This is a genomic window from Streptomyces sp. NPDC046862 (assembly GCF_040704615.1).
Taxonomy (GTDB): domain Bacteria; phylum Actinomycetota; class Actinomycetes; order Streptomycetales; family Streptomycetaceae; genus Streptomyces.
Genome location: NZ_JBEYXP010000007.1, coordinates 124,387 through 139,423, shown reverse-complemented (window position 1 = coordinate 139,423; position 15,037 = coordinate 124,387). Strand labels below are relative to the sequence as shown.

Genomic DNA, 15,037 nt, shown 5'->3' with positions numbered 1-15,037 from the left:
GCTTGCGAATGGTGACCAGGTGATCGCGCAGAGTTACGATCGCGCCATGCACATCAGGAGCTGCCCCCGGTTGCCCTCCAGCGGCACGACCACCCGGGCTCGTCCCGACCGCCGGAACCGACCCCTGCGCACGACCCCCGGTTTCCTCCTCGCCTCCGCGCTGCTCATCTCGGCCTGCTCCCTGGGCGGTTCGACATCGGCGGCGTCGACGACGGGGGTCGCGGCGCCATCGGGGGCCACGGCACCATCGGGGACCAAGGCGACGTCGGGGGCCACGGCGGCGACGAGGGCGCCCGTGCTCAACGCGTTGCCCGGCTCCACGCCATCGTCTCTGACCCCGTACTACGGGCAGAAGTTGACCTGGCGCAACTGCGGTGAACCGGGCTTTCAGTGCGCCACGATGAAGGCGCCGCTCGACTACGCCGCGCCGGAAGCGGGCGACATCAGACTGGCGGTCAGCCGCAAGAAGGCCACCGGCCCCGGCGAGCGCCTGGGCTCGCTGCTGGTCAACCCGGGCGGCCCCGGCGGCTCGGCCGTCCGTTACCTGCAGGGGTACGCGGGCATCACCTACCCCCAGTCGGTCCGCGCCCGCTACGACCTGGTGGCCGTCGACCCGCGCGGCGTCGCCGGGAGCGAGCCGGTCCAGTGCCTCACCGGCCGCCGGATGGACGCGTACACACAGACGGACTTCACGCCCGACGACCGGCGGGAGACCGACCAACTCGTCGACGCCTTCAAGAGGTTCGCGAACGGCTGCGGCGCGCACTCCCCGCGGTTGCTGCGCCACGTCTCGACGGTCGAGGCGGCCCGGGACATGGACATCCTGCGCGCGGTGCTGGGCGACAAGCGGCTGACATACCTCGGGGCGTCGTACGGGACGTTCCTCGGAGCGACGTACGCGGGGCTGTTCCCCGAGCGCGTAGGCCGACTGGTCCTGGACGGCGCGATGGACCCGTCCCTGCCCGCCCGGAAGCTCAACGAGGGCCAGGCGGCGGGGTTCGAGACGGCGTTCCGGTCGTTCGCGAAGGACTGCGTGCGTCGCCGGGACTGCCCGCTGGGAGACGCCGGCACGAGCCCGACGCAGGTGGGCAGGAACCTGAAGGCCTTCTTCACCCGGCTCGACGCGAAACCCATTCCGGCCGGTGACTCGGGCGGCCGCATGCTCGGCGAGTCGCTGGCGACCACGGGGGCGGTCGCGGCGATGTACAACGAGAGGACGTGGCCCCGGCTGCGCCAGGCACTCACCCGGGCGATCAAGCACCGGGACGGCTCCGGTCTGCTCGCCCTCTCGGACAGTTACTACGAGCGGGGCGTGGACGGCGCGTACCAGAACCTGATCTCCGCCAACTCCGCCGTGAACTGTCTGGACACCCCGTCGGCGTTCTCCACCCCCGAGCAGGCACGGCAGGCGCTCCCCGCCTTCGAGAAGGCCTCCCCGGTCTTCGGCCGGTTCCTGACCTGGGCGGCGCTGGGCTGCGCGTACTGGCCGGTGAAGCCCACCGGCACGCCTCACCGCATCGAGGCGAAGGGGGCGGCCCCGATCGTCGTCGTCGGCACCACCCGCGACCCGGCGACCCCGTACCCCTGGGCCCGGGCCCTCGCCTCCCAGCTGTCCTCGGGACGACTCCTCACCTACGACGGCGACGGTCACACGGCGTACGGCCGCGGCAGCGCGTGCATCGACTCCGCGATCAACACCTACCTCCTCACCGGCACCCCTCCCACCCGAGGAAAACGCTGCTCACAGCCTTGATCACGCCGGCCCTCCGGGGTGCCTGGGGGGCCGGTACGGAGCACCCTGGAAACTGTGTAGACTTACCGACGTTGCTGATCGCACCATAGTGCGGACAGCGCGCCGCCTTAGCTCAGATGGCCAGAGCAACGCACTCGTAATGCGTAGGTCTCGGGTTCGAATCCCGAAGGCGGCTCCATCAAACCCCGGGTCAGATAGTCGCTGACCTGGGGTTTTCTGTTGCTCGGGGCATGGCGCGTCACACGGCTGGGGGTGCCGTGAGATTGCTTGCGTGAGCGATGCGTGAGCGGAGCGGCTTGGAGCGTTGCTTCCCCGGCGCGTCATGCCTGGGTGAGGAACTGGGCGGAAGGATGGCGTGGAGGGCCCCCTCGGGGCCGGTCTCAGCGTTGCGGCCGTACGACAAGGATTTTGCGGTGGCCGTCGGCGTTGACGCCGACCGCAATCAGCCTCTGATGAGCAACCCGGAGATCGGGCGCGTCCCGAAATGCTGGAGGTCCGGCTCTAGGCGCTCAAGGGCGCGCAAGGGGGCGCGTCCGTTAAAGGCGCGCTCCCAATGCCTGCGGAGAATCGCCATGAGCCCGGGTAAGCGGAGGCCTCAACATTGGAGAATGGACCGAGGTAACGCGTCGAGGCCATGGGGCTCGACTCGGGTCTTTTATGTGCTTCGGGGGAGCAGTTGCAGGCGCGGACAGGCTGATGACACTGCCTTGAACCGGGACCTTCGAAGGCGGGGACGCCGTTGTAGAGCGCAGCGGACAGCCACTCACATTGTCCGAGGCGAGTGATCGCGATGAGATGGGGCGGGAATTCCGCCGGCGTGGACGGGGCCCGTCGGCTTGAGGGAGTGGCAGGAGTTCTTTATGAGGGGGAGCAGTGGGGGAAGTCGCGGGTCGCATCGAAGCGCTGGTGGCCGCACGGCACGGTCGGTTGGGAGAAATTGACGCTGAGATCGCTGGATGGTCCGAGGCCGAAGATGGCCTCAGCAGGCTCGCGCAGTCGCTTGATGGGGCAGTGGATCACCAAGTCGTGGGTTTCTCCAGCGGCCACGCCGCAAATGCCGTAACCGATCATGCTGTCGCTCTGGAGCGGCTGAGGGGCGAGGTGTCGGCAACGCTGGAGGATCTGAGAGCGGCGCGCAGCCGTTTTGCCCGACCCACGATCAATATCGGTGTGAGTGGCAAGGCAAGGGTCGGGAAGAGCACACTCTTGCAGAGCATTTCAGGGTTGACGGACGAGCAGATACCGACCGGACCGGACGTACCGGTAACCGCCGTGCGCAGTCGAATCATGCAGAGCGATCGCCAGCGCGCCGTGTTGCACATGCACAGCGTCGAGTCCTTCTTGGCCGACGTCATTGCCCCATACCACCGGGATCTTGGCCTTGACGACGTACCGCGGACCCTGGAGGAGTTCCGGGACCGGGGCTACCCGAAGCCGGATCGCGACGCTCCCGCTGAGCACAGCAACAACGCCAAGCTGCTGACCCTGCTGGGCATGCAGGAGTCGCTCGATTCGTATGCCGGCCTGCTCGACGGCAAGAGGGTGGAACGCAGTTTGGAAGGGCTGAGACCCTACATCGCCTACCCGACGAGCGAAGAGGCTGTGGCCGGCACGACATACCGGCCCCACTTGGCCGTGCGCGAGGCAGTGATCGAAAGCCCCTTTCCGCGCAGCGACGTCGCACGTCTGGTCATCGTTGACCTGCCGGGTCTCGGGGAGGTGGTGGCTGATGCCGACGAGCGACATGTGCGCAACCTGCGGCATGACGTGGATGCCGTGCTACTTGTCGTACGTCCGAGTTCCACTGCGGCCTACTACGGCGATTCCGACGACAAGGCGCTCAAGCTTCTGGACAGGGCCAGGGGCCATGTTCGTACCCCGGGTGACTATGTCTATTTCGTGATCAACCATGGTGGAGAGGCCCTCGGCAGGATCGACGTGTTGCGGAACCAACTGCGCTCTTGGGTGAACGCCGGTACGGACGGCGGGTTCTACGAGGTCCTGGAGACGAACGCCATCGACCCCGATGCCGTGCACCAGACTCTGCTCCTCCCGATGCTGGACACACTGTCTCGAACATTGCCGAAGATGGACGACGAAGTGTTCGCCGGGGTGATGGCGCGGGCCGGGGACACCGCCCGCCGGATCGACGAAGCACTGCCCCTGCTGCTCGCCGACCGGGCCGACCCCGCCGAGCTGGCGCACCAAGCCCCGGAACTGCTCCAGCGGCGGGCGTCCGAGCTGCGTTGGAAAGTGGATCAAGGCCTGCGGGAAGTGGTCGAAGGGCTGTGGCGCGCCGCCCATCGGGAGGGTGTGGACGAGCGGTACACCGACGCCGTGGAGGCCGTGTTCAACGAGGTGCGCGAGTGGGCGGAGGACGGCTTCGGACTGGGTACGGCCCGCTGGCAGGAAGAGGCCCGGCTCAGCATGCCCACCGAACGTGCCGCCTCTCCGTTCATCGTCGAGGAGATGCACCGGGTCCGAGTCGAAGTCACTCGACGGTTCCGAGCACTCGACGGCTTCTTCCACGAGCAGCTGGCTCGCATCTGGAACCAGATCGCCGCTGCCTTCCGCGGTGCCTGCGAGCCCCTGGTGGAGGGGGAGAGCGGAGAGCACGCGTTGCGCAATCTGGAAGCTCGTCTGCGCAGGTCGTCGTGTTCCGTGTTGGCGGACGCCGTAAACGACCTGTTGCAGACCCGACTGGACTATCGAACGCATCTCCATCCTCGTGTGCGCGAGGAACTGGACGGGTTCAACTTCGAGGGCGTCGATCCGGACACCGGGCGACACAGCGTGGCACTCCTGGTGCCGGCCGACGAGACCGGAGTCGAGCTGCTCGAACAGCAACTCCGCGAACGAATTCACAAGGCGGCCTTCGAGACCATGGTCGCCCTGCAGCGCGAAGCCGTGCTGCCCGCACTGGTGCTCTATGCCGCGGTGAAGCAGTTCGAGGACGAGTTGATTCTCTCGGGTGACTCGCGACGGGAGTTCTTGCGGCTGGCCCGCAGCCACCGAGACGTCCTGTGGCCCGATGACTTCCGTCAGCTGGACGCTGCCACGAAGCAGGCACAGGACCTGGCCGAACTCGCGCGCACGGTCAGTGAAGCTCTTGCCCGGCGAGCTCGGCGAGGGGGCGAGGAAGCATGAGCAGCGACAAGGTCGCCTTCGAAATCGGCCTTGTCGGCCCGAGCGGCGTCGGCAAGACCTCCCTGATCAGTGCCGTGTTCCTTTCCGGTCAGGACATGCTGGCGGGAAGCGGTGTCACGGTCGTCGCGGACGACGAGCCGACCGCGGGCCTGATGGCCGATCACGCTCATGCGTTGGCGGGCGTGGTACAGCGCGGCCAGTTCGTGAGCGAGTCGCTCCAAGCGAATGAAGCCGTCGTGGACTTCCGTCTGCGGCTCGACCCGGGTCTGCCCGACAGCGGCATCGCCCTGCACCTCAAGGACTACCCGGGAGGCTGGCTGGACCCCAAGATGCGCCGCGACAGCACGAAGGTCAAGGAGGCCTGGGAGCCGCTGAAGGATTTCATGCTGCGCAGTTCCGTGCTGCTGGTGCCGGTCGAGGCGCCGCCGCTCATGGAGGCCGTGACACCGCGTCAGAACAGAGCCGTACCCTTGATGCTGCGCCTGCACGACGCCATGCAGGTGCTGCGCATGTGGGCGAGGGGACGCGCGGCGGCGTCGGACTCACCGGCCTTGGTGGTCTTCGTGCCGGTCAAGTGTGAGACGTACGTCCGCCGCCAGACCGACGGCCACCATGTTCGCGGCGCTGATCGCTCGGCCGAGCTCTACGAGCGGTTTCGCACCACCTACGCCGACTGCATCAAGGCGGTACGCACGGAGGCCCCGCACGTAGACATGCTCTACCTGCCCATCGACACCCTTGGCTGCGTGGACCGCACCTATGTCACGTGGCCGCCCGACCCTGACACCGGGGTGCGGTGCGAATCCCATTTCCGCGTCGTCAACGACGGCAAGCGCGATATTCGCGGGGTCGACGACCTCCTCATCGCCCTCTGCCGCACCCTGGCCGAGGCCCGCCAGAAGGCCGAGCAGGAGCACGAGTGGGCTCTCACCGAGCAGCATCGATCCGTCCAGTCGTATGCGAACCGGGACCGCGGCCTGGTGGGCAACTTCTTCCGTGCTGCGGACAGCGTCGTTTCCGGATGGATAGGGCAGTCCGAACTCATCAGGCTGACCGAGCCGAACGGGCCGTTTCCTCTCCTCAGGTGGTTGCGCAGCGTCGGTCTGAGCCAGTCGGCTCGTGATCAGCAAGCTGCTGACCAGGTCGGCCGTGAACGTCTGCAAGCTCTGAAAGCTCTCCACAACCTGCAGTCGGTCATCGACGGCCTGGCCAAGAGCGAATACAGCGACCGGGTTCGGCGTCTGTGAGCGGGCAGCGGCGGAGTGGGGGACCCATGGACGTGCACATCAAGATGCGCGGCGAGGGGGTGAACGAGGAGTACGACTTCCTCGGTGGCGAGCCCGACAAGGAGTGGTGGCTCGACCTCGCGGATCTGGTGGACTGGAACAGGCAAGGGCTCGGCGTTCAGGCCCGCTCCGGCGACTGGTCGGTGTACCTGTCTCCGATCCCCTCGGGACGGCGAGATGCGCGGGGACGCCAACGCGAGTTCAAAATCGCCCTCAACGGCACATGCGGCCACCCAACAGTGACAGCGGTCGTGCTCCCCCTGCTCGCCCTTTGGCTGGAAGAGGTTCCGGGTGCGAAGGACACCTCGTGCCTGGCCGACGCGCTCTCCGACGAGTTCCCCGATGAGGCGATCAGTCGTCTGCGAGGGAAGCACACCCCGAACCACCGCAGAGAGACAAGGCAACGGTTCGACGCAGTGGTGGGGAACCTGGACCTGGACCCGTATCCCTCGGCCGACACACAGCCCAGGGAAGTCCTCTCTGCGGTGTGGTGCGGCGTGCACGACCAGGCGAAGGACCGGTGCGGATTTCTGGAGCGAGTGTCACGCCTGCTTTCTGGAAGTGAGGAAGGCATCGCAGTCCTGGGCAACCTGGTCTACGAGTCGGATGCGAAGAACGACTTCGCGGAATCCAGCTCCGTGACGAGGCTCCGCGAGGCCTGGCCGGACACCGCACTGACCCTGCTCGTACGCCCCGGCGAGCGCCCCACTGTTCCAGCTCGCCCGGGATCCCCTCGCGTGACCTCCTCGCCGGGAGGAGAGGTGGGGCAGGGAAAAGGGATGGCGGCGCCGACACTGGCGACCGCGAACCCGAAGCCCCCGACAAACGAGCGGAACCCACATCAAACCGATCCCGAGCGATTCCTCCGACGGGTGGCGTGGAGCTGCGCGGGAGCGGTGCTGTTCATAATGATCGTGATGCTGGTGGTCACGCTGCTTCTGTAGACGAAGCCGGCAACGGAGCACCTGATATCGGCCACGGCTACCAGCCGGAATGGCGATACATGCGGCTGAGTCCGGACCCTGCGGGAACTCTGTGGAAGGTCATCGAATGGCAGCCTGTAACTTCTGGCCATGAGTGCCACCTAGCGCCCACTGGTCCCACGGCGGAGGCCGCCCCGAATTCTGCCGTACTGCGGATCACCTCGTTGGAGAAGGTTGATGCGGTATTGCGGGCCGTGTCCCGCGATTGGTTTGGCACACAGGATCTGCCGACATCGCTCGGGGGGAATTTCGGGCGCTTTGTCGCGTCGTTGATCAGCATGACACCTCAGGCAGTACGCGAGGGGATCTGGCAGTGGCAGGCGCAGGTTGAACTGATCCTGATCTACCGGGACGGTCGCCGTGCAAAGGGTGTGGCCAAGAAGGCCAATCCGCGCCCACAGCGTTGGGGTTTCATGTGCATTTTCATTGATTCGCCTGGCGTTCAGCGCTCGATAGAGGTCGAACTGTGGTAGTGAATACCAAACCGTGCCGGACGAGCGCCCTCGCCCAAGGGGTGCAGCGTGACCTCGCGGAACGATGTGTCACCGTGGATGACCGGGTGGAACCCGAGGTGCTGCGTTCCGCTGCCCGTCCTGCGGCTTCTTCGTGGCGGCAGTCGTGATCACCTGCGGTCGCTGTGGCGCTTCCGCCAAAGCCCTGGGTGCCGGCTCCCTCCGGCTGATCGACGAGACCGATGTCGACGGACTCCGTCTCCTTCTCCTGGGTGCTCTGGATACGGCGGTGTGTCAGGCATGCAGCGAGCCGCTGGGCAGGACGGCATCACTGGTCACGCTTCTCCCCAGCAGTGGGACGGCCCTGTACACGGCAGGAGCGATCCTTGCGGGTGACCGAGGGGCGCTCGCCCACACCGACTGGCGGGCCCTGCTGAGGACTGAAAGTGCCCCGCACGTGATCGAGTGTCCCGATGCTGTGATCCTGCGGGATGTTCTTCTGACACGGCTCGCCGAACGGCTGGAGCCGGTTCGTGTGGTGGCCCGTGCGGTCGTATGCGGAGATGTGGCCGAGGTGCTGTCGACCGACTGGCGCGCGTTCACCCCGCCCGTGTTCGCCGCTGCGCACCTGGCTCTGTCCGGTGACTTCCCCGAACTGCAGATCGGTCGCTTCCAGTCTGATGATGCCGACGACGCGTCGCTCACTCCTCTCGTCGCACCTGACCGGTATGACCAGGAGGATCGAATGGCGGCACTGACGCTCGTGCAGGTCGCGGTGCTGGACGAACTGTGCCGAGAGTGGACCGATCGCATCAGTGCTCGGCAGGATCCGCCGGTCGGGGTTTCGTTGGAAAGCGATCTGCGGACATACGCCGATACAGGGCCGCACCGGGTCCGGCTGGCACTGGCGGCACATGCCCTGCTCGAAGATCAGGCAGGGCTGTCGCCGTACGTTCTCGAGGCGGTCAGGGCAAGCCTTCATGCAATGGCGGAGCGCCCTCATCCGCAGGGACGGCACTGGGCGGACCTGTACTTTGCGCACGAACTCTGGGCACGGACACAGCAGCCGCTGACACGGGCCGTGGAATCGAGCCGTATTTCACGCGAACGAGCAAGAGCCACCATCCGGTTCGAGCATGCGTGGCAGGCTGCTTCCACTTGGCTGAACACTGCCATGACCGGCGAACCGGCCGAACTCGTCCCCCTCGCGCAGCCCGCTCTACTGGAGGACATCGCCCGCGACGCCGGGCACCCTCAACTGATGGAGGCGATCAGCCAGTCGGCCATGCGCAGTACTGTCACCACGGTGGAGGCAGTGATCGACGAGCTGCGTGACCGCGCCGGAAAGCTCGTGCCCGACGCCCTCGTCGCCACGGCCAGACTTCATGCCGAGTTCCTCGTGAGACAGAGCCGCACCGACGATCTGGAGACCGTGGGCGAGGCCCTGTGTGCGTGCCTGGGAGGCGGCATCGCCGCGCGGGCCCGCGCGGAGGCGTGGCTCGCCGGTGCGCTGAACCGTGCGCACCGACCGGCGCGGGTGCTTGCCCGGTTGGGGGCCGCTCCCCAACCGTGGGAGGCGGAGCTGGCCAGCGATCTGAAGGTGGGCTTGCATCACGAGCGCGCCAGCGCGCTGGAAGACAGCGGACGCTTGGCAGAAGCGCTGTCCATCCGCCTGGATGTGCTCGGTCTGCTGGGCGAGTCGTCCTCTCGACGCCCGTGGGCCCTGACCAATCTGGCACTGACTCAACTCGCATTCGGCCGGCCCGACCTGGCACTGCCTGGCTTCAACGAGGCCATGAGCATGCTGGGTCCGGACCCGTCTCTCCTGTGCTACATGGCCATGGCGCACGAGGCGCTCAACGAGCGTGCGGCCGCAGACGTCGCGCTGGCCACAGCCCAACAGGTCGCTCCGCCGGACGAAGCCCGGCACTACGCCCTGCTCCGAGCCCACCGGTTCGCTATGGGACGCCGCCCCGAGGAGGCAGCGGAGTTACTGATCGCCAACGTGACGCCGCACAGGCCGCACAGCCCGAACGATGCCAGGAACCTGGTTACGGAAGCAGAAGCCTGGACGACCCTTCTGGGACGGCGCGTCGTCCTGCACCAGGCTGCTCGGGAGCGCGTCGCCGTGTTGCCCGCACTGCTGCTTGACCTCGCCGAGCGGGCCGAGGTCGACGGCCAAGCCGTACTCAGCGCCGCGGCTCTCAGCGGGCGAGCCGGACTCCTCGAAGCTGCGCGCACCGACGGGTCGCATGACGACACCGTGCGGGAGGCGTGGCGGGAAGCCCACGCGATCCGAGAGCGTCATGGCCTGAATCCCCAAGGCGTCACCCTGCTGAAATTGGCTTTCGCCGCGTACCTGAGCGGGGACATGCCAGAAGCACGCAAGCGCCTTGTACAGGTCCCTGCAGCGGTGGCAGGCGACATCGGCGGCGTACCCGACATCACCAAGGTCGTGCATGAACCGGCGAAGCTCGCCGCCCCCCTCGCCGACCTCGGGGGCCTCTTGATCGATCTACTCCCCGATGAGACAGAGGGACCCCGGTCACAAGAGCGCGGCGCCCCGCAGGTGGAGTGGCCGGACTTCCGGCTGGTTGCCGAACTCCAGCGAGACGCCGCCGGGCGGACGGCCGCCCTGCGTCAGCTGCCGACGGTCACCATGCTCGACGAGGGCTTCAGCGACAGCGCGCTCGCCCAACTGGCCTCGCCGCAACAGGGCCTGGTCGTAGTGGAATGGTTCTACACCCGTAGGCGAAACGCCGAGCCTCAAACCGGCCTCTGCTCCATCCTCACCCGGATCGACGCCTCCGGCGATGTGTTGACGTACTTCATCCCCCAACTCTCCATCGACTACTCGGCACTCGCAAAGAAGCTTCGTAAGCGTCTGTTCGATTGGACCCCCCGCCGCCGCGGTGACCCGCTGGACCGGCCCGAATGGCGCCGGACCGAGGAGTGGATCCTGCACGTGCTGCGCAGCGTGGCCCAGCCTGGCGATCATGTCGTAGTCCTCCAACATGCGGCGACGGCCGACCTGCCCTGGCACGCGGCCATCGGTCCTCACTGGTCCGTCTCCTACGCCTCGGGCTGGACTGCGTTGCAGTCGTTCCTACGGTCGCCAGAGCCGCCCAGAGGCCGGATCGGGGTCCTCACCGTGCCCCGCACGGGTGAGGACATTGAGGTCGCCACCGCTCTCCGCGCTTCTGCGGCAAGAGCCGCAGTGCTCGCACCGGGCGCGCTCGCGCCAAGCGAAGCCGCGTGCGACCTCGCCGCATTCCGCACAGTCATGAACGAATGCGATGTCGCAGTCCTGCTCTGCCACGGCTTCGTCAACCCCAGCGAGCGCGAAGTCGCCCTTTCGCTCTCACACCTGGGAAAGCTGCCCCTGGCCAATTCGGTCGCCGCGAGCAGTTCGCTCGGCAATGTCCACCGGCTCAGCTGGCGCGAGTGCACCAGCCTGCCGAGGGCGTCACGCACGGTCTTCTCCGCAGCGTGCTCCAGTGGAGTAAGCCACCCCGCCGGACTCGGTGACCGGCTAGGGCTCTTCGGCGCGCTGCGTACCGCGGGCACAACCGCGGTCGTGGCCCCCGGGTGGGACGTGGTCGCCTCAGCGGTCCTTCCCGTCCTCGACGACGCGCTCTCTCGCTTCCTGGCAGGCGAGCCCCTCGGCCCAGCGCTGAGGCAGGCGTCCCTGGCCGCGGCAGAACACCAACCGGCCTGGCTGGCCTGGGCCCTGACACTCGAAGGAGACTGGCGATGACGGAATCTTTGGCCCAATGCCTGGAGTCCCTCGGTGCCGATGCGGACACCGTCCAGCAGGCAGCCCGCTACTACCTCGCCGAACGGACCGATGACCTCGAGTACGAGGACATGCGAGCCGAGGTGCTGTCCGCAGCCAGCGATCCGGCGAAGGCCGAGCAACTGCTCCAGTTGCTGACCGTGCACTCCGGCCATCTGGAACAGGGCGCTCTACTCATCCTCTCAGCAGCCTGGGAAGACCCTGACGAAGCCGAACTCGTCCGCAACGCGCTCTTGGACGCGAAGGCGAAACTGCCGGTCATCGAGACAGCCATTCTGGGCATTGTCGTCATGTACGGCATGTACCTCATCACGACCCGCAATCGGAAAACACACAAGAGGACCGTCCATCGGACCGAGAAGGGGTTCACGGAATCGGTGGAAACGGAGTACTTCCCCCCGTCCCACCCCTTCTCTGCACTGGTCCGGCTGTTCAACCAGCCGCCGCCGTAGCAGATCTCCGACCTCTGCGGCGTGACTCTCGCTGCTGTCACGGCTCCTTGATGCCTGGCCCTCAATCCCAGCCGGGTGTCCAAGACTGACATTGGGTGCGAGCAGCGGGACTGAGACATGTGCCATTTGTGTTGCTCGGGGTGTGGTGTGTCACGTGGGCTGTCCCGGGTCGATGTCGCGGTGACGTCGGTTCGCCGATCGGACCGGGGAACTGGACGGTCGGCCGACGCGGTGGTGTGGAGGGTGCGCCTAGCGTCGTTCTCGTCAGGTCACCGCGCTTTGAGGGGAACGTTGATGGGGCAGCGAGCGACAGCCGGAGTGCACGCCGACGGCATGGGCGTGGTCGGGGCGACCACGGAGTTCGAGCCGGACGTCATGGACCTGCTTGAGCAGACAGTGCGCCGTGCGGTCAAGGGGGAGTTGGCGGTCGTCGGGACGGACACGCTGCTGGGGGAGCTCGTGTTGGGGGACACGGACGCCGGTGCGGCGATCGCTCCGGGGATGCGGAAGGCCGGTTCTCTCAGTGGTCTGATCAAGGGGCACGCGGGCCGGGGTTGGGTGAGCGACGACGAGGGGCACGGTGTGCCGGTCGCGGCCGGTGCGGAGGACAGAGCTGATCACGACGCCGACGAGTGCGAGGTCGATGCCGCGTGGCGTGAGGCGCAGTGGCGTTTCGGTCTCGGTGGGCGTGGAGCCGTTCCGGAGGGTGGCCGGGGGCTGCCCGGGATGACCGGGGCGATGCGCGCCTGTCTGTTGCTCGCGCTCAGGTCGGCGCGTGCCGAGGGGACGATCTCGGTGCGCTGCCGTCATGTGGCCCGTGCCCTGCTGGACCTGCCGGACACCAGGGCGCGGGAGGCCATGCTGCTGGAGAGGCTGGACACGGCCGCCGCGGCGACCGCGCTCGACGGGCTGGACGCGCGCGCCGCCGAGGAGACCGAGGGGCCGGAATCCCGCGGCGTCACCCATCTCCGCCGGACCGGAACGGTCGGCAAGAGCGGTAACCGCCTGACCCGGGCGTTCGCTTCGTGGACCTCCCAGAGCACCGTGAACGGCTCGCCGGTGCTGTTCGTGGTGTCCGCGGAGGCCGTACGGCAAGCGGTGCGGTGCGGGCGTGCCGCGGCGGAGCCGGTCGATCTGCTGCTGGGGATACTGGCCCTGGACCGGGCGCTGTCCGTTGCCGGGCGCTCGCTGCCCGGGAGTCTGGCGGATGCCAACGCCGCTCCGGCCCTGCTGCGCCGGCACGGGGTACGGCAGGTCTCCCTGGTCTCCTCCGCTTCGTGCGCGAGCCCGGCCGCCGTTGTCCCCGACGGCGACGGCGACGGCGACGGCGACGGCGACGGTGTGTGGTTGTCTGCCGCCGCCGACCGGGTCGTGGCCGTCGCGCGGCTGTCCGCCGCCGAGCACGGTTCGCCCACGGTCGGTACGGTCCATCTGCTGTCCGCGCTGCTCGACGAGGGGGACGCGGACGCCGGGGCCGGTGGCGAGGTCGTACGGCTGCTGGCCGCCGACCACGTGGACGTGGCCGCGCTGCGGGCGGAACTGAGCCTCGGGCTGGGTGCATGACCTCCGTGGCCCGCCGCGCGGCGACCGCCAACGGCACGGCTACCGTTCCTCGCGGGAGATCCACCGTGGCGGGGCAGGGGTGATGATGAGTCAGATGTCCGAGGACACACAGCCGTCCAGTCTGTCCAGCCCGTCCAGTCCGTCCAGTCCGTCCTTACGGCTGGGGCACACGGCGGGCGCTGCGTCGCGGTGGGTGCGCCGTGAAGCGGTCGGGAGCTGGGCCGCGGTGCGTGCGGCTGAGCGCCGTACGGTCGTCGTCGAGGCACTCGTGTGTGTTCTGGTGGCAGCTTTCTGTCTGATGCCGTTGCTGCTGGCGCCCCCGCACCGGCCGGTGCCGGCCGTCCTGGAGGCTCTGTGGGCGGTGCTGCTCGTCCCCGCCCGGCGCGGCCGGCCGGTCGCCGCGGTCCTGGGGTCCTCGGTACTGGTCGTGGGTGACAACGTGTGGACGCTGGCGGTGGCGCCGCTGGTCGTGCTCGCCGCCACCCGCCGTATCGCACCGCCGCGGTGGGCGTGGCGGGTCGTCGGGGTGGCCTGCGCCGCCGTCGGTGTCCTGACCGTCGCCCGTGCTCTGGTCCGCCCCGAACCCCTGCCGTCGGAACTGGCCGACAACGCGGTCTCGGCGGTGCTGCTGCTTCTCCTCCCCACCCTGGCAGGGACCCTGCTGGGTCGGCGGCGGCCGCTGGTCAGCCTGCTGAGGGAACGCAACGCCTATCTGGAGCAGGCCCGTACGCTGACCGCCACGGCGGCCCGGATGGAGGAACGCACCCGGATAGCGGGAGAGATGCACGATCTCCTGGGCCACCGACTGAGCCTGATCTCCGTGCACGCCGGGGCGCTCGAACTCGCCGCGGCCCGGCAGGCGCCCGCCCTCGCCGGACAGGCCGAGTTGTTGCGTACGACCGCCGGTACGGCCATGGAGGAACTGCGCGAGATCCTCAGCGTCCTGCGGCACAAGGACCTCCAGGACCCGCAGGACATGACGGACCCGACGGACGGGACCGGGGGCGAACGGGGAACGCGTGAGGACATCGCCGCTCTGGTGACGGAATCCCGGCAGACGGGGAGCACGGTCGAGCTGGACTGGTCCGTTCCCGACGAGGACGAGGTGGGCATCCGTACGCGTCAGGCGATCCATCGGGTGGTCCGGGAGGGGCTGACGAACGTACTGAAGCACGCGTCCGGAGCGCCCACCCGGGTGGAGGTCAGGGGCACGGCCGGCGGGATCGAGGTGTCCGTGACCAACCAGGCGCCCCGCGTGGCGGGCCGTTCCCACGGGGGGAGCCGCAGCGGGCTGGCCGGGTGTCAGGAGCGGATCTCGCTGCTCGGTGGCATGTTCGAGGCGGGTGGCTTGGCGAACGGTGGGTTCCGTGTGGCGGCTTGGCTGCCCACCCGGCCGTCCAGTCAGATGTCCACCCAGCTGTCCACCCGGCCGTCCAGCAGCAGCTCTCCGATAGGTGCCGAGCAAAGAGGGGCGCGTGCCCCTCTGCCGGAAGAGATTCTGACCTGGCCGCGCGTCCTCGGTTCGGGGTGCCTGGCGCTGCTCGTGGTCGTCCCGACGGTCGTCTTCCTCGTCGTACTGCTGGCGAACGCGGTTCTAAGATGAGC

General features: G+C 68.0%; 9 protein-coding genes and 1 tRNA gene. All 10 read left to right on the top strand.

All coding sequences use genetic code 11. The annotated features are described in order from the left end of the window. Positions 1-46 precede the first annotated feature (46 nt). The gene (locus tag AB0959_RS10015) at positions 47-1,753 is read left to right on the top strand and encodes an alpha/beta hydrolase (RefSeq protein WP_366825841.1); all 1,707 of its coding nucleotides are present in this window, start codon (positions 47-49) and stop codon (positions 1,751-1,753) included. A gap of 101 nt (positions 1,754-1,854) precedes the next feature. Next, positions 1,855-1,931, top strand: a tRNA-Thr gene (locus tag AB0959_RS10010). Between the two features lie 695 nt (positions 1,932-2,626). Continuing rightward, a complete protein-coding gene (locus AB0959_RS10005) occupies positions 2,627-4,900 on the top strand; it encodes a hypothetical protein (protein ID WP_366825840.1) in 2,274 nt (757 codons plus the stop codon). Continuing rightward, on the top strand, positions 4,897-6,147 hold the full coding sequence (locus tag AB0959_RS10000; RefSeq protein ID WP_366825839.1) for a hypothetical protein: 1,251 nt from the start codon (positions 4,897-4,899) through the stop codon (positions 6,145-6,147). The genes AB0959_RS10005 and AB0959_RS10000 overlap by 4 nt, the downstream gene beginning before the upstream one ends. 26 nt (positions 6,148-6,173) lie before the next feature. Beyond that, positions 6,174-7,130 (top strand): hypothetical protein, encoded by a 957-nt coding sequence (locus AB0959_RS09995; RefSeq protein WP_366825838.1) that lies wholly within the window; start codon positions 6,174-6,176, stop codon positions 7,128-7,130. After that, positions 7,064-7,642 (top strand): hypothetical protein, encoded by a 579-nt coding sequence (locus AB0959_RS09990; protein WP_366825837.1) that lies wholly within the window; start codon positions 7,064-7,066, stop codon positions 7,640-7,642. The genes AB0959_RS09995 and AB0959_RS09990 overlap by 67 nt, the downstream gene beginning before the upstream one ends. Before the next feature lie 133 nt (positions 7,643-7,775). Next, on the top strand, positions 7,776-11,378 hold the full coding sequence (locus AB0959_RS09985) for a CHAT domain-containing protein (protein WP_366825836.1): 3,603 nt from the start codon (positions 7,776-7,778) through the stop codon (positions 11,376-11,378). After that, positions 11,375-11,869, top strand: coding sequence for a hypothetical protein (locus tag AB0959_RS09980; protein WP_366825835.1), 495 nt, complete (start codon positions 11,375-11,377; stop codon positions 11,867-11,869). The genes AB0959_RS09985 and AB0959_RS09980 overlap by 4 nt, the downstream gene beginning before the upstream one ends. A gap of 294 nt (positions 11,870-12,163) precedes the next feature. After that, positions 12,164-13,432 carry a Clp protease N-terminal domain-containing protein gene (locus AB0959_RS09975; RefSeq protein ID WP_366825834.1) on the top strand — a complete coding sequence of 423 codons (1,269 nt, stop codon included), beginning with the start codon at positions 12,164-12,166 and terminating at the stop codon, positions 13,430-13,432. A 94-nt stretch (positions 13,433-13,526) separates the two neighbouring features. Next, complete coding sequence (locus tag AB0959_RS09970; RefSeq protein WP_366825833.1) at positions 13,527-15,035, top strand: histidine kinase; 1,509 nt, start codon at positions 13,527-13,529, stop codon at positions 15,033-15,035. Positions 15,036-15,037 lie beyond the last annotated feature (2 nt).